Raw genomic sequence first — 17,718 nt, forward strand, 5'->3', positions numbered from 1 at the left:
GATAACAAGCCCGCCAACCGGGCAATAATGAGAGGAACGAACATGCGCATGCCCAAACTGACTGCTTTTCTGACGGCAACCGCTGTCTTCGCTTCGGCGCTTACGCTGGCCGCCAGGGCCGACGAGGTGCACGTACTCAACTGGAAGGGCTATGGCGCCGACGAGCCGTGGGCCATAGCCGCCTTCGAAAAGGCAACCGGCAACAAGGTCGTCAACGACTTCTTCAATTCCGAACAGGAGATGCTGACCAAGCTCAGGACCAATCCCGGCCTTTACGATGTCGTCATGATCAACGCCGCCTTCAACGATCAGGCGATGGCGGAAAAGCTCATTCAGCCGATCGACACGTCCAAGCTGCCGAACTATGCCGACATCAGCAAGGACAAGGCCGGATCATCGATGCTTGTCCATGACGGCAAGGTCTATGGGGTGCCGTGGGTTTGGGGGCTGACGGCGCTCGCCATCAACGACAAGTCATTCGACAAGCCGCCGACGAGCATCGCCGAAATGTGGGATCCCGCTCACAAGGGCCGCGTCACCATCCGTGATGATGCCGTCGAGGCGGTTCAGTTCGGCGCCATTGCCACCGGCCAGAACATCAACGACATCAAGGATATCGAGGCGGTCAAGGCGAAGCTCACCTCGCTGATGCCGCAGATCAAGACGTTCTGGAGCTCGGAGAACGACTGGAACCAGATGGCTGCCTCTAACCAGATCGACATCGGCACCTATTGGAGCGGCTCGGCCGATCGCGCCAAGACCCATTTCAAGCTGCCGGTCTCGCTCGTGATCCCGCAGGAGGGCGCTGTCGCCTGGCTCGACGCCTTCTCCATTCCGGTCGGTTCCAAGAATGTCGCCGGCGCCGAGGCCTTCATCAACTACATGATCGACCCGAAGTTCTATGTCGAATGGGTCACCAAGGTCGGAGCCCCGGTATCCGCCAACACCAAGGCTGTAGAAGCACTTCCCGGGGATGCGTTCAACCGCAAGGTGATGGGTGACCCGGCAGTCGCCAAGCGCATTCAGTTCCAGGCGCCGATCACAGACGCCCAGCGCGAAACCTATCTGTCGCTCTGGCAGCAGCTCAAGGTCGACGTGAAGTAACAGCAGAAGCCGGGATCAGCCGACCATCCATGTCGGCTGATGCTTCCCCATCCTGGGAGGAGGATGTCATGGCAGCACAGGTTGCGGCCGCGTCGCGCAGCGGATTGAGATCGGCCTTGCCACTGCTGGCGCCTGCCTATCTCTGGCTGACGGTTGCGATCTTCCTGCCGCTCTCAGCCATGGTCTTCTTCTCCTTCATGACCGACCTGCCGCTGTCGGGAAAGCCGTGGGCGTTCACGCTCGAAAACTATGCCGCCTTCTTTTCACAAAGCCTTTATCTGACATTGCTTTTGGCCTCGCTGCGCCTCGGCCTCGAGGTGACGCTGTGGTGCATCGTCATCGGTTATCCCGCCGCTTATGTGCTGGCCAAGGTGCTGAAAGGCCGCAGCCGAGAGGCGATTTTCCTGCTCGTCATCCTGCCGTTCTGGTCGAACGGGCTGGTGCGCATCTTCTCCTGGGCGATGGTGCTGCGTGAAGGAGGCATGCTCGACACCGCGCTGAACGCAGTGCTGCCGTTCAAGATCAACATCGACCTAATGTATTCCTATCCGGCCGTCATCATCGGGCTGGTGCACTCCTACGTGCCTTACATGGTGCTGACGTGCTACTTGACCCTGCAGGCCATCGATGACTCGCTGATCGAGGCCGGGCGCTCGCTCGGCGCCTCGCGGCTGCAGGTGCTGAATCGAGTCATCATTCCGCTGTCGATGCCGGGGCTGGTGGCGGGCGCAGCGCTCGTCTTCGTCCCGGTTGTTGGTTCGTTCATGGAACCGCGCATTCTCGGGGGCCGTACCGGCACCTTTTACGGCACTGTCATCGAGGACCAGTTCGTCGCCGTGTTCAACTGGCCGCTGGGTGCTGCGCTCTCCTTTATCCTGTTGGCCGTCGTGCTGGTCATCCTGGCGGTTGCCTCGCCGGTGCTGCGGAGGGCTACGTGATGGCGACGACACGAGTTCTCGAATGGCTCGGCCGCCTTTACATCTGGCTATTGCTCGCCTTCCTCTATGTGCCCATCATCATCATGGCGCTAATGTCTTTCAACGTTTCGCCCTTCTACCAGCTGCCGTTCGAATGGACGGCGGAATGGTATGTCTCGCTGTGGCAGAACGACCAGCTTATCTCAGCCACCTGGAACAGTGTCGAAATCGCAGTCATCACTACCATCATCTGCGTCGTGCTTGGCTCGGCGGCGTCACTTGCGCTCTACCGCTATGAGTTTCGCGGCAAGAAATTCCTGCAGGCGCTGCTGTTTCCGCCAATCGCCATTCCGTGGCTGATAACCGGCACGGCGATGTTGATCTTCTTCTTCGGCGTCGGCATTGGGCGCGGCCTGTTCGCCATCCTGCTTGGCCATGTCGCGCTTGCGCTTCCCTACGTCATTGTCGTCGTGTCGGCCCGACTGCAGACCTTCGCGCACGAGCTGGAAGAGGCGGCGCGCTCGCTCGGCGCCAATCAATGGCAGTTGACGAACCGCGTCACGCTGCCCTGGATCATGCCGGGCGTCATTGCCGGTGGGCTGTTCGCCTTCGCCGTGTCCTTCGACCAGTTCGTCGTATCCTACTTCTTGTCGACGCCGGGCCAGACGACGCTGCCGGTCGAAATCTACGCCGCGATCCGCAAGGGTTTCACGCCCGAGATCAATGCGGTCTCGACGGTCATCATTGTCGTGTCGATGGCGCTGATGCTGCTGACAGCGCGCTTCTTCAAATTCGGCGGAGAGAAATAATGGCTGGCGTCCAAGTAGCGAACGTGTCGCGCGCTTTCGGTGCCCACAAGGCGCTGGACGATGTGTCTATCGATTTCGCCGACGGCGGCTTCTACGCCCTGCTCGGTCCCTCCGGCAGCGGCAAGACCACGCTGCTGCGCCAGATCGCCGGCTTCGACTTTCCCGACTCTGGCCGCATCTCCATAGGCGGCGAAAGTGTCGAGCGGGTGCCGGTGGAGAAGCGGCGCATCGGCATGGTGTTCCAGAACTACGCCCTGTTTCCCAATATGAGCGTTGCTGGCAATGTCGCCTTTGGCCTGTCGGTGCGCGGCGAGCCCAAGGCGGTGATTGCCAGCGAGGTACAGCGCGCACTCGACCTCGTGCAACTCGGCAGGCTCGGCGGCCGCCGGCCGCATCAGCTGTCCGGCGGCCAGCGCCAACGGGTTGCGCTCGCTCGCGCGATCGTCATCCGGCCGCGCGTGTTGTTGCTCGACGAGCCGCTCGGAGCGTTGGACAAGGCGCTGCGGGTCGACATGCAGATCGAGCTCAAGCGCATCCAGCGCGAGATCGGCATCACCACCATCTTCGTCACCCACGACCAGGAAGAAGCGCTGACGATGAGCGACCGCATCGGCATTCTGCGCGATGGCAAGCTGGTGCAGGAAGGCTCGCCCGAGGAGATCTACGATCGGCCGAAGAGCGAGTTTGCCGCCACTTTCCTGGGCGACGCCAACATCCTTCGCGGCGACAGCACCGGCAACGGCATCCGACTGCCGGACGGCACAGCGATTGCCTCCGGCGCGGGTGCCAAGCTTGCCGCTGGGGCCAAGGCAAGCTGCGCCGTGCGGCCCGAACGCATCCGCATCTTCACCGATGCCGAGGCTCCGGATGCGGCCAACGCGAATCTGCTGCGAGGCCAGGTATCGAAGCGCATCTTCGCCGGAAATAGCAGCACCTACTTTGTCGAGCGTGCTGGCCAGACGCTCAAGGTGATTGTGCAGAACACCGGCGCTGGCAGGCTGGCGGAAGGTCAGGATGTCGTGCTGCATTGGTCGCCGGAAAGCACAGTCTTGATCGTCGCGGGGTAGCAGCCAGAGATAGACCACTGACCGACTCAGATGGGGCTTTTGTGATGGTAAAAGATTGCGACCTCCTGGTTGAGGTCCGCGCCAGAAACGCCGATACGTCCCGCCTACGAGACCATGCCATTTTTTGGTGGTCTTGCGGCCCGGAGCAACCGATCCCGGCAATGATGATGGACAACGACATGGTTGGCATCGCCAAGGTCTTGCCGATTGACAGTTTCACTCAGAAGCGGTGCGCCGGGCTTGCGGCTAGTGCGCCGTTTGCTGCTGTTTTGAGATTTGGCCAGGCGCGTATTCATTGGCCTCGAAGACAAGCCTCCGTCAAGCCAGGCATCACGATCTTTGCCTCTAATCCTCCCAGATTCAATGTCGCTTTCGGGACCCGGCAAACCGATCCAAGGCACGGCTGCGAGCACGCGCCCTGGGGAGCCGGAGTAGACCTTTGAGCGGGGTGCGGATGGCAGTTTTGAACGTGCGATCCCATCGTCCCGAACGATGTGGATTTACCAGCAAGTCGTTATTGTTCCTGGGCTCCTTCGCCACGTTCGCTCACGACTGGTCGCGTTTCCTTTCGCCGTTTCTGTGGGAAACCTGTGGGATGAGCACACCGCGTTCGTGTCTTGTGATTTGAGCTATACTCGGAACGGTTTGCGGCGACTTGGAGAAAACCGGCTTCTTCGTGATCTTCTCGGCGGCGTCTGCCAAGAAATTAGGATGATGATGGCCGTAAGTTTCGATCAGGACATCCACTGTAATGCCAAGAAAGCCCGCAGCCTGCCACAGATCGGTGCCGGCCTGCATCATCCAAGTCGCCGCGGTGTGGCGGAACACGTGCGGAGTAACGTCGGGCCCTAGGCCGGCGATTTCGCGCGCCGTCTTAAAGCTCTTGTCTATCGACCGCACCGGCTTTCCATTCCATTCCACGACAAAATCCTGCGATATCTTGCGACCGATGTTCGCACTTTTGCCGCGCGATTTGGTCTCGATGTGAAGATCAGTGCGCGCCCAGCGCCGGAGGTGCGCCAGCAGCCGCTCGGGCAACGGTACAGGGGGTTGGCGCTTCTTGGTCTTCCTTGCGCCGGTGGCACCGCGATAGAAGATACCGCGGTCTAGGTCCACATGACCGCGCCCTTTCGTTGGGCGCATGGCGGCACCGCAGATTGCGGCCGAGCGCGTTCCTGTATAAAGTGCGACGAGGATGAAGCGCGCGAGATGTCGCCCAGTGCGCCGGCCACTCTCTTGGCCCTTCCATGTCTGCTTCATTCGCCAAGCTGCCCAGATCAGTGCGGCCGCCTCACTGCGGGTCAACCAGCGTTCGCGGGCGGCGGCCTTGTCTGGCAGGGTGATGACCGGTGCGGCGGTTGTATAACCCTCCTTGCGGTAGTAGTTGATGGCGGCACGAAGATCCTCGAGTTGGCGGCGCGCCGCGGCTTCGGTGGGGCGCGACGCAATGTACTCGCGGCAGAGTTTGCCATTGATGGCGGCGAGAGTTTTTTCCCCGAAGTAATCAAGGACCTTATCCAGCCGAGCCGCCGTCTCTTCTGGTGTCGCGTGCTTCGGTGCAACCTCTTTAAGGTAGAGGTTGACCACATCGGCAATTAAGACGTCCTCGGCTCCCCGCGCTCGGTGGTATTTGCTTCCAATGTAGGCGGCGAGCGCCTTTTCAGCTTCAGTTCCTGGACGGCCTTTTTCGCCGCCGCCAGCGCTGATGAAGCTGGTTCCATCGCGGATAAACCATCCAGCTTTGTTTCGGCGCGTTCCATCTTTTTTCCAACTTTCGTCACGCCATACCAGGCGTGGCCCTTTCGAAGTCCGCGGCATAGTTCCCTCATCCTCGCGATTGCCATCAAGCTGACGTATTCCTTTCCGGCGATTAGCTCCGTTTCAAGTCGACCGGCGTCACGTTCCTTGCGTAGGCCTGCTGCGCTTATCGAGCCGTCGGGAAAGGCAATTCGCGCAGCGATTTCGACGCGCAGTGGTGTGGTCTCGTCGAATTGGTCGGGGATTTTCATAAGAAGTCCTCAGCAGTTCTTAGGTCTGAGCTGTTCGCCGACCTCGTTGAGCACTCCGTCCTGTCTCGCCGTTCTGGACACGGTCCTGCCGGAGAACTCTTCTCCAAAAAACCGGCTGCGAAAACCGCCCGCCGGAGGTGCTGCGGCGAAGAGGCGCCTTCGACCTGTCAATCGGAGTGGTTGCGCAACAAGTCTATGGCTGGCCTCTGCTTCCAGTCCGGCCAGACACACTCCTAAAGGGATCCGACCATCGTTTCAGTATCGATACGGCCGGCAGGGCCTATTGCGTCGCAACGCCCGCGCGCGCCGCGCCGCGTTCAGGCGAGCAGGGCAGCGGAGTACCTCCTTCGCTTCTTGGCTGGCAGCGTCATTGCTGGCGACGATTAGCGGCAAGCCGCCCGTGATGACCAACCACGTCCAAATCGATTTCCCGTCGCAAAAAGCGCTCTGTTCGCTCTCGAACTCAGCCGCATGCCCTCGGTGTCGCACGCCACAGCGCCGAAGGCGTGATGAAGAACCCAGATACTTCCAATGGGGCGACCGGCCCGCTCGTCGTTCATCGCCGCGCTGTGGTCCTTAATCGCTACTGCTGCACGTTTGTATGTTGCAGCCGCGTTTGTAAACAGGAACGCCGTCACTGAGTTGCTACCCCGCAACAACCTCGGTTGGCTGCCAAGCACAAGAGGACGAGGAGTGCCGGGATCTCCATGACGAGTTTGAAGGTCGAGAGAGAGGCTCTCGACTGCCCGTCTCGGAGTACATCCCGATGGCGACTACCCCTCAGAAAATTACCCTTCTGTCCTCGCGAGACATTGCCTTCAAGAACGTGGAGTTCTCCATGTCCCAGGTCCGCGTCAAGGCTGACATCTGGATCGAGGACCTACCTGACCTCGTAGCCGAAGTGACGACCCACTCGCACCTCCTCGTGCGCAAGACGACCAGTGGTTGCATCGAGCGCCTTGCCGTCGAGATTCGCGCAGGGTCGGCCAGTCCCACTGAGCCACAGGCGCCCGAACCCGCAATTCTGGGCAAGGTGCTGGAGCGCTATCAGCGCATCGACTCGCGGGAGGATGCATGATGCCCCGACGCGACGCGTCCGAACTGGCCCACCGCCTGGGCCGACAGGCCGAAGCGGTTTGTCGCCACTATCTTTCGAACGGACATCGCGAGGGACGCTACTGGCTTGTTGGCGATGTCCGAAACACGCCGGGTCGCTCTATGTTCGTGCGGCTCGTCGGCTCGCAGAGCGGAAAGGGCGCAGCCGGCAAATGGACTGACGCGGCGACCGGGGAGCATGGCGATCTTCTCGATATCATCCGCGAAAGCCGCGGTTTGAGCGACTTCAGGGACGTTGCCCATGAGGCAATAACGTTTCTCGGCCTACCGCATCCCGGACCAGAGCAGACATCAATGCGGTCGAAGTTGCTGGCCGCGCCGTCGGAAATGTCGGAGAAAGCGCGTCGGCTGTTTGCGATGTCGCAGCCGATTGCGGGTACGGTCGTAGAGGCGTATCTGCACAACCGCAGTATTGCCGCTTTGCACGGGACCGGAAGCCTGCGTTTTCACCCGCGCTGCTACTACCGGCCCGACGAACAAGCGCCGACTGAGACCTGGCCGGCGATGATCGCTTCCGTTACCGATCTCGACGGCCATTTGACTGGCGTACATCGCACATGGCTTGATCCTTCCGGCAGGGGCAAGGCACCGGTCAGTACGCCGAGGCGCGCGATGGGCGATCTTCTCGGTCACGCGGTTCGCTTTGGCCTACCGGGCGACGTCATGGCGGGCGGCGAAGGCATCGAGACCGTCTTGTCGCTTCGGTGCATCCTGCCCGATATGGCCATGGCAGCGGCACTCTCGGCCGCCCATCTTGCTGCCATTCTGTTCCCCCTCACACTGAGACGGCTCTACATCGTGCGCGACGCCGATCCAGCCGGTAACGGCGCGCGTGACACCTTGATCGAAAGAGCGAATGCTGCCGGGATCGAGCCGGTCGTGCTCTCGCCGGCACTTGGGGACCTCAACGAAGATCTCTGTACGCTAGGCTTGGATGCCGTTCGAGCAGCAGTCCGTGTTCAGCTCGCCCCGCAGGACATCGCCCGTTTCATGGCAGTGGCGGGATAACTCGGAACGAACAGCCTGTCCGCTGTCGCTATCATCACTTGGATGCTCCTGAAGTCGGAGAGAACCGCGCCTGCGGGCCTTCGAGAGGGCGATCGGCCAGCAAACGACTCGGCCCCGCAATGTCTCCGGCCGACTATTTTCCGGCACGCTCCTCAAGGGAGCGCTTTCCATCGCGAAGCAAAATAGCCGGCCTTCACCCTCCTCCGCTGACACTCCGGCCCTTCGCTTCGCTGCGGGTGCAGGTCCGTCCCGTCCGCCGGCTTCCGTCGCCATGAAGGCCGCGAGGGTCGCGGTCCAACCGGCGGAGCATCCAATGAGCGAGCATGACGACTACGAACCACAGCACTCGTCTTCACCCATCGACCACGTCCTCACCGAACTCCAGCTCTATGGCTACCGTCCCTTCGTGGATGAGCCTGATCCTCGACCGCTTCCAGAGGGCCACTGCGTCGCCGGCGCGATCGCCGACATCTTCGACGCCCTCATCGTGGCACTGCAAGACACTCGCCTCGAGCCCGATCTCGACGATCTTCTGTGGTCGACCGTCAACATCTTTCACCGCGCCGCAGATCGGATCGAGCGCGAACTCGATCACAACGAGCAGGCGCAGCGCCGCAGCCAGCGTGAGCAGGACGGCAGCGAAGTGAAATCCGTCGAGCTGGAACGCCTGACGGCCGAAGGGCAGACGCTGATCGAACGCCAAAGCGCCTTCGAACTGATGCGTGATCAGGCCGCGGAGCACTACGAGCGCCACACCGGATCGAGTTGGCGACCGCGCAGCGGATCGATAGTCAACCATCGCAACATGACCTCTGCGCTGATCGACAGCCGCGATTTTCTCAGCGCCAAGAAACGCGCCTCGCAGGAAGTCCTTCTGCCACCTGGCCCGAAAATCGCCTTCACCGCTGGGCTCGACTTCAATGACCACCAGCTGATCTGGGCCAAGCTCGACCAGGTCCACGCCAGGCATCCCGACATGGTATTGATGCACGGGAAATCGCCGAAGGGTGGCGAAAAGATCGCCTCCTGTTGGGCAGACCATCGCAAGGTACCCCAAATCGGCTTTGCCCCTGAATGGACAAAGCATGCCAAAGCCGCCCCGTTCAAGCGCAATGATGCAATGCTGGAGGCGCTGCCGATAGGCGTCATCGTCTTTCCCGGGACCGGAATTCAGGACAATCTTGCAGACAAGGCAAAGAAGCTCGGTATCCCAGTCCTCGACTTCCGCCCCAAGGGAGGCGGCACGTAAGCGCTGCCCGCCCCTACCCTTTTTTCGATTGTGCGATACGGCCGCGATCGGGCAGCGGGTACTGTATTTGCAGCTCGCTGGAGTGCTTGGCCCGGGATGCCCGATCTCCGGCTTCCTGCGCCGCCCGTCTTTTTGCGATACTCAAGTCCGCGCCCTAGCAAAGGCGCGCGACGCCGTCACGCTTGCCGTCAACGTTCAGCTGCGTCGCAGCTGGCATCACAGCTGCGAATAACGACGCCCGTTCAACCGAACAGGGCCTGGATCTGGGCGAACTCACCGAACAACCGGCGTGGGCAGGATGCTTTTTTTGCCCGTCGCATTGTTAGCGTCGTCGCTGACACGGCATCGCGCGACGCACAGTTCGAATCCACCACGGGGTTCCGACCCGTTCTAAAGATAGCGCATATCCGGTGGTGCACGTCAGCCGTGACTTGAACCATCACGTGCGTGTCTTATGCGCGTTGCTGACAACAGCTTGCGACTTCGCGATGCCTGTACAGAGGAGCATCGACGCCGGTGACCATCGTAGCCAGGATTTCGCCAGCGACGGTATCGCCAGGTTCTCCGTTGATGTCTCTATCTGGTGGGCCGCTCCAAACGGCCTCTCTAATGGGCTGATCTGGCCGAAGGTCGGCTGCGCCTCGATCGCCTAAGCCGCAATGGCGCCAATCGACTTTCTTCCCCTGCCAGCTGCGCCGTCATTCCTCGCCAAACAACAAAGTCGCTTGGCTGCCATCCTCCGCTGGCGCTGCGGTCGCAAGCGATGCGGCGTCGATCGCCTGCGGCCCGCCGATCGCCATTGAGGCCGCAATGGTGCGGGCTCGAAACAGAGTTCAAGGAGAAAACTCATGGCGATAATCGGAAGCTTCAAGAGGACCGGCAACAACGAGTTCACCGGCGAAATCGTCACCCTCTCGCTCCAGGCCAAGAACGTCCGCATCGTCCCCGAGGCCAACCGCTCTGGCGACAACGCCCCCAGTCACCGTGTCTTCGTCGGGCGGGTCGAGATCGGCGCCGCCTGGTCCAAGCGCTCCAATGAAGGCCGCGACTTTCTCGGCCTGAAGCTGGACGATCCGAGCTTCACCGCTCCGATCTACGCCAACCTCTTCAACGATGAGCAAGGCGAAGACTACAGCCTCATCTGGTCCCGCCCCAACGGCCGCCGCAACGCGGAGTAAAGCCCCGACCAAGGCTCCGCCCGGACGAACAGGGCGGGGCCGTCCTCCTTTTCACGACAAGATGAGCGCAGTCGCTGCGCAACGAGCTCCGTCGGACTTCGGGGCGACTACCTGTCGTGTTCGCGACTGGAGACTTCATTCCTGCATGTCGCCTCGCCGATCATCGAAAATTCGAGGTGTTTCCCGCGTCAACTCACGGTGCCGATTTTCTGATCAACTCGCATGGGTCCACATTCAGCGCAGTTGCGATCCTCCCAAGAACACTGATGCTGGCCGAGACCCGAGCGCGCTCGATCGATCCGACGTAACGCATGCTCAGTCCAGAGCGGGCGGCCAGTTCCTCCTGCGTCACGTTCTGGTCATGGCGCAGACGACGCATGTTGGCCGCCATGATCTCCTTGAGATTCATGGCGGATTAGGGACCAGAAAGGGAACTATCGTTCTAGGAATGATCGTTCCTATTCGCTATGATTGGTGCTCGATCTAAAGGACGGCTCCTTCGAGATCGCGATCGAAATATGAACGGTCAAATACCATGCTTAAACCGCTGCTCGATCCTGATGTCGCCGACATTGCGCCGGATGCCTCGGTCCTGACCGGCTATGACGAGGAGCGTCTGCTCACCTACATTCGCCTGCTTGACGCGGCGGCGGAAGATGCCGATTGGCGAGAGGTGGCCAGGATCGTCTTGCATATAGACCCGGAGCAGGAGCCGGAACGAGCGTTCCGGTCCTGGGAAACCCATCTTGCCCGCGCGCGATGGATAACGACCAGCGGCTACCGATATCTTCTCGCTGGCGGCGCTCCGCACTGACGCGGCCGGCGCTCCACTTTGCTGAGTCGGCATAATGGTTTGTCGACTCTCCAACTATTCAACTTCCTTATCCGCCGGGAATGTTGACGCCGACGCCTCACATCCGGGTACGCGGAGAGGACAGGAACAGTGCAAGGCGATTGGACCGATCCGGCGGCGTATGCACACATGTGCAGCTACCAGGCTACGGAATTCGCTGCCGAGTATCTGATCCGGAATGACGAATTCGTGGCAGAGTGCAGCCAGCTTGCATCGCAACTCGCTGGTTCTGGAGAACCTGCCGGTCAGCCCGATCTCGCCGCCCGTTGGGGCGCGCGATTTCAAAACTGCCGGTGCCGGACTTCCGAAAGCTGACAATATCATCTGGACGGAACAGGCCTCGCCGCGCGTGCTCCGGGTCATGCGGGTATCTACATCCCATCAAACAGTTCGACCTTCCAGCCTTGCCGGAGCCAGCGTTTGGCCGCAGGACGAAGGCCTTCACATTATTTGGTCTACCTTAATTGGGAAAAGTCATCTCGTCGCTGATGACCGCGCCGGTGAATTCAACGCTACCCTTCTGCCGCTCGACGCTGCATTCGAGACGCGGCTCGATGCAGCGCGCCGGTTCTGGCGCGCACTGAACGGCCGGGCAGGAAGTTCATCTTACGGCGCGCTGCCGCAACAGACCAAGACCAGGCATATCCTCAATTTGCGCGCACATGATGGTCACCGCATGGGTGCAACCTATCGTCAGCTCGCGGAGGTGCTGTTTTCGCAAGAGCCGATTGTGCCGCGAGATTGGCGTGATCATCATCTCCGCCACAAGGTCCGAGCTATCTTACGCCGTGCAGCTTTTTTAGTCGCCGGCGGCTATCGCGATCTTCTCTTCTATCCCCACAACCGCAGCGAAAAGTCCGGCCGCCGAAGTCCTTCTTCGGGATAGCAAAGGGGTAGCAAAAACGCGCCCCCCAATCTTTGCCCTCCCTCGCCTTTCCTCATTTCGATCATGGTCCACTTCGCGCGTCCCGGCAGGCCAGGACGACAGCAGAACCGAATGGAGATCGAGCGATGTCGAAGGGTCCCGCGGACGCGCCCCAAAAGTATTTGCGCACGAAGGAGGCAGCACCCATCGTCGGGCTCTGCGTCCGCACACTCGAAAAGCACCGGACCTACGGCACCGGCCCAAAATACCGGAAGGTCGGCGGGCGCGTTCTCTACGACATCAACGACCTGCACGCCTGGATAGAGCTGGGCGCACGCACCTCCACCAGCGATGCCAACGCGACCTATGTTCCGCCGGCAAAACCCCATGCAGCCCGCGCGCCCGCCTATGTCGGCCGGCGCGACCGCAGCTCCTGATCTGTGGCGCACCGAAAATGCAGTATCGCGAGACCGTTCAGCAGCAATTTGCGCTGTCTTATGTCCCCTCAACCGGCTTCCCTCCACGCGGCACGCGGGACGTCGTGGCGCGGCAGCTCGTCTTATTGGTGAAATCCCGCCGCCTGACACCGATCCACCCTCATGCGGGCGAAGAATCGACCTGCGTTGAGGCGGCAAGTGTGCACGGCATGGGAACGATTTGGAACGCTGCCATCCTGGTCTGGGCTGCGTCGCAAACCATCCACGCGCAAGCCAGGAGATTGCAACCGCGCCGCTTGGTAGCGGCGAAACAGCAGCAAATCCTGACCTTCATGTCGCCGCGTCAACGGCGGCACGTCCACAGCCGGATAGCCGCACGCGAGCAGCCGAGTCCATACACCGGCAAGCGTCGTAAAGCTTTCCTGCTGCGCCCCGGGATCGAGTCATGAGCAAACGCACAAAGATCATCGCCACCATGGTTGGCGGCGCAGTGCTCGCCGCGGCGCCGGCATGGATTAGCCATCCGCCGCTGTCCATCTGGAACGCATCGGCGAGCATCCCCGTCGGGCTCTATCGCGTCCAGCCGGCCGACAAAATCGGTATTGCCAATATCGCCGTCATCATGCCGCCCGAGCCATTGGCGGCCTTCATGGCAAGACGCGGCTATCTGCCGAAAAATGTGCCGCTCCTCAAGCATGTTTTGGCACTCGGGGGCGCAACCGTCTGTCGCCAAGGCACAATGATCATCGTCAACGGCAAGACGTATGGACATGCGCGCGAGCGTGACAGTCGTGGTCGATCCCTGCCCATCTGGCAGGGCTGCCGCGACGTTGCCGAGGCCGACGTCTTCCTTATGAACCCGGGTGCAGCCGACAGTTTTGACAGCCGCTATTTCGGCCCGCTCCCGCTCTCATCGATAGTTGGCCGCGCGGTTCCAGTCTGGACCACGGAGCGCACCACTCCGGTACTGGATATCACCAACGATCCCCTCGCTAGCGAGCCGTGAGGGCTCGGCTCGACGCGCACTAACACTCAGAAAGGAGCACTGCAATGACCCAGATCGGAACCTTCACGCGCAATGATGACGGCTTCTTCGGCAATCTCTCCACGCTAACAATCGAGGCGAAGATTGCCATCCTGCCTGCCGAGAAATCCAAAACCGAAAACGCGCCCGACCATCTGATCTATTGCGAAGGGATGGCGGTCGGTGCGGCTTGGGACCGCGCCGGAGACAAGGCTGGGGATTACCTCTCCGTCTCAATTGACGACCCGTCCTTTACGCAGCCGATCCGCGCCAAGCTGTTCCGGTCCGATGCAGAGAACAGCGTCTGGAGCCTGCACTGGAACCGATCATCGAAGCGCGACGGGCGAGGCTGAACAGATGCTTCTGGAGCCCTTCGACGAATCTTTCTCGCCAACCCTTTTGATCCATTGCGCGCCGGTCAAACCCTTCGACCCGACCGCCCGCGAGGCAGCCCAGAGGGGGCCGGACACTTGCTTGTGGCTGCGGACGCCGATTTCATCACAATTTTGGCAAAGCCGGTTCGATTGGCGAGCCCCTGCCCTTAACGGAAGCGAACACCGTCGCAGGCTGGCGGCGCATCGGTTCTGCGGTCTGCGGGACGCAGCCCACAGAGGCATGACGACGTTTGCCGCATGTGTGATGCTCGGCTTCGTGGCGCCCGAAACTGGTGCAGCGGCTTCCTCTGGTGGTGAACGGCCGGCGCACTCCGAGTCGACGATCTTGTCGGCTGGCCCGTGGTCGCGGCATATCCGGGAAGCGTCAAAACGCTTCGCCATTCCAGAGCAGTTGCTGCGCGGCGTCATGCATGTTGAGAGCGTCGGCGATGTTCGTGCGCTTTCAAGCAAGGGCGCAATGGGCTTGATGCAGATCATGCCGGCGACGTGGCAAGAACTGCGCATCAAATACCGTCTCGGTGACGATCCGTATCAACCGCGTGACAACATTCTTGCAGGTGCAGCATATCTTCGCGAAATGCTCGACAGCTTCGGGCGCAGCGGCTTTCTTGCCGCTTACAATGCCGGTCCTGGTCGGTACACGGAACATCTCTTAACCGGCCGTCCGCTGCCACGCGAGACGGTCGACTACGTCAGGAAACTTGCGCCGCTGCTCGATGGTGCAGTTCTCACTCCGCGGCGCGCGCGGCACGGAAGGGGCAGAGCCAGCTCACTCCGTGCAACGATCTTTCCGCATCCCCATGACATTCGGAACGCCGCTGCATCGGATGGCAATGGTTATGCCGAGACGATCTTTGCGGCGATTCATTCGTCTGCAATGCGGTCGCCAATGGGCAATCCTGTTGCGGACCTGACCGCGATCGAGCCACAGCCGGGTGAAACCGATTTCCAATCGAACCACGCTGGTTCCGGCCTATTCGCTCAGCCCTCTTTAGCCATATCGCAATGATCGCCACGTTCCTCCTCAATTGCATTCCGGCCTGTTCCGTCGCGGAAATTCCGGCGGAAGGGTTGGCTGTGGATGAGAACAGAGAGATTGGCAGGATAAAGGGCCGCGAGGTGCGGCTCGGTTCGGCCGATTGTTTTCCTTACAATTTTCGTCTCATTTCGCAATGTGCTGGCACAATCAGCGATGTGCGCTATTCCCAATTTTTCAGTGTTTCAATGGAAACCGCACCTCGTGGCCGTCTAGCATGAAGCGTGACGATAGCTTTCGCGTCCGCCCTGGTCGCATCCGCTCCCGCGCCGGCCAGCGCGCACGACCCTTCATCTTCCAGGCTCTTGCGGCCACACAGCGCGCCGGCGGTCACCTTACACGCCAGGATCGGATCACCTCCCCGCGAGCTTCAACGTTTGGCCGCGGCAGGTCAGCGAGCATCCGCGCCAGTCGCCTCATCTCTGACCGGTCACGCGGCGCCGTCGTCAAGACCCGTGTGGTACGGCAGTTCAGAGGGTCTGGGCCACTCGCCACCCATCTCAAATATCTTCGCCGCGAAGGTGTTACACGTGATGGTGAGAAGGCGAGGATGTTCGGTCCCGACACCAAAGATGCAGATCATGACGCCTTCTGCGACCGCTGCAAGGATGATCGGCATCACTTCCGTTTCATCGTTTCGCCAGACGATGCAATGGAGCTCGGCGACCTCAAGAACTTCGCTTGTGACCTGATGGCCGACATGGCGCGCGACCTCGGCACGAGGCTCGACTGGATAGCCGTCGATCACTGGAACACCGAACATCCGCACGTTCACATCCTCGTTCGCGGCGTTGCCGACGATGGCGAGAGCCTTGTCATCTCGCGGGACTACATCCGCCAGGGCATGCGCGATCGGGCGAGCGACATTCTCACCCAGACGCTTGGGCTCCGCATGGACCTCGACATCCGCCGGGCCATCGAGCGCCAGGTCGACACTGAGCGCTGGACGCAGCTCGATCGCCAGCTTGTTCGTGACGCCGACCGTCATGGTATCATTGATCTCGCGCCACATCCTGATCGCCGGCCCGACGAGTTCCTGGGGCTCAAAGTCGGCCGGCTGCGGCAACTGGAAAGCCTGGGCCTCGCGAACGAGATCCGTCCCGGCCAGTGGATAGTGGTCGAACAGGCCGAGCCCACTTTGCGCGCCCTCGGTGAACGCGGCGACATCATCAAGCGCATGCACCGCAGCCTCACTGTGCATGGGCTAGAAAAAGGGACGGCCGACTATGTGCTAGCCGCCGAAAGGATTGATGCGCCCGTGATCGGCCGACTGCTCGAACGCGGTCTTTATGACGAACGGCGCGGCGCGGCCTATGCCATCGTCGATGGCATTGATGGACGCACGCACCACATTCGCTTCGATGACCCTGATGCGGCCGGAGACTCCGACCCGGGCTCGGTCGTGGAGTTGTGCCGCGATGCGAGTGCAAATGGCGGTGGCCGGGTCACGCTCGCGGTCCGCTCCGACCTGTCAATCGAACAGCAGGTCCATGCTTCCGGCGCGACTTGGCTCGATCGCCAACTCGTTGCACGCGAGCCTGCCGAATTCGGTGACGGCGGCTTTGGTAGGGACGTAAGACAGGCACTGCAAGATCGGGTCGACCACCTTGTCAGCCGCGATCTGGCCAAGCGCGAGGGACAGCGCGTCATTCTTGTGCGCAATCTGATCGATACTTTACACGATCATGAGGTGGAATCGCTCGGTGCCCGCCTCGCCGCCCAGACGGGCCTCTCGTTCTCGAAGGCTGCCAACGGCGATCATGTGGCTGGGATTTACCGGCGGCGTTTCTCGCTGGCTTCAGGCCGGCTCGCGATGATCGACAATGGACTCGAATTCAAGCTCGTGCCCTGGTCGCCGTCGCTCGAAAAGCGATTGGGTAATCAAGTCATCGGGGTCGTGTGCTCGGATATGGGGGGCGTGGATTGGAACCTGGGAAAGAAGCGCGGCATCGGGCTATGAAGGTTCCAGGCGTATGCTCTATCCTGATGCTGGGAAGCCAGCACGGTCGCACATTCTATTTGTACCTGCACAGTGAAGCGCCGATTGCCTCGCAAAAAACAGGGACTTTGCGCATCCTCGATTCAGTCTGGCGCCGGCAATCGCGGCACTGGCGCTGTTTGCCTTCGTCTATCACTGGAATAGCTATGTCTGGCCGCTGACCGTTCTACAGGGCAATGCACACGAATATCCGATCGTCATCGGCCTTAGTCGCCTGCTCAGCTACAACAGAGGCGCTCTAAACACGGGACTGGTGATGGCTGGCGCCACGCTTGCCGTGCTCCCGCCACTGGTGCTCTTCGTCTTGCTGCAGCGCTTCTTTGTGGATTCGATCGTCGGCTCGGCGGTCAGGGGATAATGAACCAGCGCGGCGCTCTGTGCTAAGGTGTACACCGATCAACACAGGACACCGCTATGGCCGCTAGCACCACTATGACAATTCGCGTCAGTCCCGATGTAAAGGAAAAGCTCGACCGGATCGCAAACCGACACCCGGCGTAGCAAGTCATTCCTCGCAGGTGAAGCCGTCGCAGCGTAAGTCGATCGCGAGCTTGAAATCATTGAAGGTATCAAGCGCGGCCTTGCTGATGTCGAAGCTGGGCGCATCGTGTCCCATGATAGGGCTATGGCAGAAATTGTATGCCGCGATTGA

At 60.9% G+C, this 17,718-nt stretch carries 20 protein-coding genes and 1 pseudogene; 19 read left to right on the forward strand and 2 right to left on the reverse strand.

Going from position 1 to position 17,718, the window contains the following annotated elements:
* Positions 1–42 precede the first annotated feature (42 nt).
* From NKH33_RS00275 to NKH33_RS00290, 4 genes are all read left to right on the forward strand, one after another.
* Positions 43–1,104 carry an ABC transporter substrate-binding protein gene (locus NKH33_RS00275; RefSeq protein ID WP_352540071.1) on the forward strand — a complete coding sequence of 354 codons (1,062 nt, stop codon included), beginning with the start codon at positions 43–45 and terminating at the stop codon, positions 1,102–1,104.
* A gap of 68 nt (positions 1,105–1,172) precedes the next feature.
* Positions 1,173–2,042 carry an ABC transporter permease gene (locus tag NKH33_RS00280; protein WP_352540072.1) on the forward strand — a complete coding sequence of 290 codons (870 nt, stop codon included), beginning with the start codon at positions 1,173–1,175 and terminating at the stop codon, positions 2,040–2,042.
* Positions 2,042–2,830, forward strand: coding sequence for an ABC transporter permease (locus tag NKH33_RS00285; protein ID WP_352540073.1), 789 nt, complete (start codon positions 2,042–2,044; stop codon positions 2,828–2,830). The genes NKH33_RS00280 and NKH33_RS00285 overlap by 1 nt, the downstream gene beginning before the upstream one ends.
* Complete coding sequence (locus tag NKH33_RS00290; RefSeq protein ID WP_352917957.1) at positions 2,830–3,897, forward strand: ABC transporter ATP-binding protein; 1,068 nt, start codon at positions 2,830–2,832, stop codon at positions 3,895–3,897. Before NKH33_RS00285 ends, NKH33_RS00290 begins: the two co-directional genes overlap by 1 nt.
* A gap of 546 nt (positions 3,898–4,443) precedes the next feature.
* Here NKH33_RS00290 and NKH33_RS00295 read toward each other — a convergent pair.
* The gene (locus NKH33_RS00295) at positions 4,444–5,715 is read right to left on the reverse strand and encodes a tyrosine-type recombinase/integrase (RefSeq protein WP_352917958.1); all 1,272 of its coding nucleotides are present in this window, start codon (positions 5,713–5,715) and stop codon (positions 4,444–4,446) included.
* 957 nt (positions 5,716–6,672) lie between these two features.
* On the opposite strand from NKH33_RS00295, the gene NKH33_RS00300 reads away from it, so the two are divergent.
* The 4 genes from NKH33_RS00300 to NKH33_RS00315 all read left to right on the forward strand — a co-directional run bounded on the left by NKH33_RS00300 (position 6,673) and on the right by NKH33_RS00315 (position 10,457).
* Positions 6,673–6,984 carry a hypothetical protein gene (locus NKH33_RS00300; protein ID WP_352502583.1) on the forward strand — a complete coding sequence of 104 codons (312 nt, stop codon included), beginning with the start codon at positions 6,673–6,675 and terminating at the stop codon, positions 6,982–6,984.
* Positions 6,984–8,030, forward strand: coding sequence for a DUF7146 domain-containing protein (locus tag NKH33_RS00305; protein WP_352540154.1), 1,047 nt, complete (start codon positions 6,984–6,986; stop codon positions 8,028–8,030). The genes NKH33_RS00300 and NKH33_RS00305 overlap by 1 nt, the downstream gene beginning before the upstream one ends.
* A 313-nt stretch (positions 8,031–8,343) precedes the next feature.
* Positions 8,344–9,279, forward strand: a complete 936-nt coding sequence (locus tag NKH33_RS00310) for an SLOG family protein (RefSeq protein ID WP_352470543.1) — start codon at positions 8,344–8,346, stop codon at positions 9,277–9,279.
* A gap of 848 nt (positions 9,280–10,127) precedes the next feature.
* A complete protein-coding gene (locus NKH33_RS00315; RefSeq protein WP_352470544.1) occupies positions 10,128–10,457 on the forward strand; it encodes a DUF736 domain-containing protein in 330 nt (109 codons plus the stop codon).
* Between the two features lie 193 nt (positions 10,458–10,650).
* On the opposite strand, the gene NKH33_RS00320 is transcribed toward NKH33_RS00315, so the two are convergent.
* Positions 10,651–10,866: a helix-turn-helix domain-containing protein gene (locus NKH33_RS00320; protein ID WP_023674290.1), complete on the reverse strand. Its 216-nt coding sequence runs from the start codon at positions 10,864–10,866 to the stop codon at positions 10,651–10,653.
* A 126-nt stretch (positions 10,867–10,992) separates the two neighbouring features.
* Here NKH33_RS00320 and NKH33_RS00325 point away from each other — a divergent pair, with 126 nt between their 5' ends.
* The 11 genes and pseudogenes from NKH33_RS00325 (at position 10,993) to NKH33_RS00375 (ending at position 17,718) form a co-directional block, all read left to right on the forward strand.
* A complete protein-coding gene (locus NKH33_RS00325) occupies positions 10,993–11,271 on the forward strand; it encodes a DNA -binding domain-containing protein (RefSeq protein WP_352470545.1) in 279 nt (92 codons plus the stop codon).
* A gap of 168 nt (positions 11,272–11,439) precedes the next feature.
* Entirely contained in the window at positions 11,440–11,625 is a 186-nt protein-coding gene (locus NKH33_RS00330; RefSeq protein WP_352452199.1) for a transcriptional regulator domain-containing protein, read from the forward strand.
* Positions 11,626–11,671: 46 nt separating this feature from the next.
* Positions 11,672–12,196: a DUF2285 domain-containing protein gene (locus tag NKH33_RS00335; RefSeq protein ID WP_352470697.1), complete on the forward strand. Its 525-nt coding sequence runs from the start codon at positions 11,672–11,674 to the stop codon at positions 12,194–12,196.
* 125 nt (positions 12,197–12,321) lie between these two features.
* Positions 12,322–12,612: a helix-turn-helix transcriptional regulator gene (locus tag NKH33_RS00340; RefSeq protein ID WP_352502580.1), complete on the forward strand. Its 291-nt coding sequence runs from the start codon at positions 12,322–12,324 to the stop codon at positions 12,610–12,612.
* Positions 12,613–12,629: 17 nt separating this feature from the next.
* On the forward strand, positions 12,630–13,061 hold the full coding sequence (locus NKH33_RS00345) for a replication initiator protein A (RefSeq protein WP_352470547.1): 432 nt from the start codon (positions 12,630–12,632) through the stop codon (positions 13,059–13,061).
* On the forward strand, positions 13,058–13,618 hold the full coding sequence (locus NKH33_RS00350; protein ID WP_352470548.1) for a S26 family signal peptidase: 561 nt from the start codon (positions 13,058–13,060) through the stop codon (positions 13,616–13,618). Before NKH33_RS00345 ends, NKH33_RS00350 begins: the two co-directional genes overlap by 4 nt.
* Before the next feature lie 44 nt (positions 13,619–13,662).
* Positions 13,663–13,989: a DUF736 domain-containing protein gene (locus NKH33_RS00355; RefSeq protein WP_023674284.1), complete on the forward strand. Its 327-nt coding sequence runs from the start codon at positions 13,663–13,665 to the stop codon at positions 13,987–13,989.
* 4 nt (positions 13,990–13,993) lie between these two features.
* On the forward strand, positions 13,994–15,040 hold the full coding sequence (locus NKH33_RS00360; RefSeq protein ID WP_352540077.1) for a lytic transglycosylase domain-containing protein: 1,047 nt from the start codon (positions 13,994–13,996) through the stop codon (positions 15,038–15,040).
* On the forward strand, positions 15,037–15,288 hold the full coding sequence (locus tag NKH33_RS00365; RefSeq protein ID WP_352470551.1) for a hypothetical protein: 252 nt from the start codon (positions 15,037–15,039) through the stop codon (positions 15,286–15,288). Before NKH33_RS00360 ends, NKH33_RS00365 begins: the two co-directional genes overlap by 4 nt.
* Complete coding sequence (locus NKH33_RS00370) at positions 15,285–17,027, forward strand: relaxase/mobilization nuclease domain-containing protein (RefSeq protein ID WP_352917960.1); 1,743 nt, start codon at positions 15,285–15,287, stop codon at positions 17,025–17,027. Before NKH33_RS00365 ends, NKH33_RS00370 begins: the two co-directional genes overlap by 4 nt.
* Before the next feature lie 453 nt (positions 17,028–17,480).
* Positions 17,481–17,718 (forward strand): annotated as a pseudogene (locus NKH33_RS00375) (CopG family ribbon-helix-helix protein).

The sequence above is a fragment of the Mesorhizobium sp. M1182 genome, assembly GCF_040318335.1.
Classification (GTDB): domain Bacteria; phylum Pseudomonadota; class Alphaproteobacteria; order Rhizobiales; family Rhizobiaceae; genus Mesorhizobium.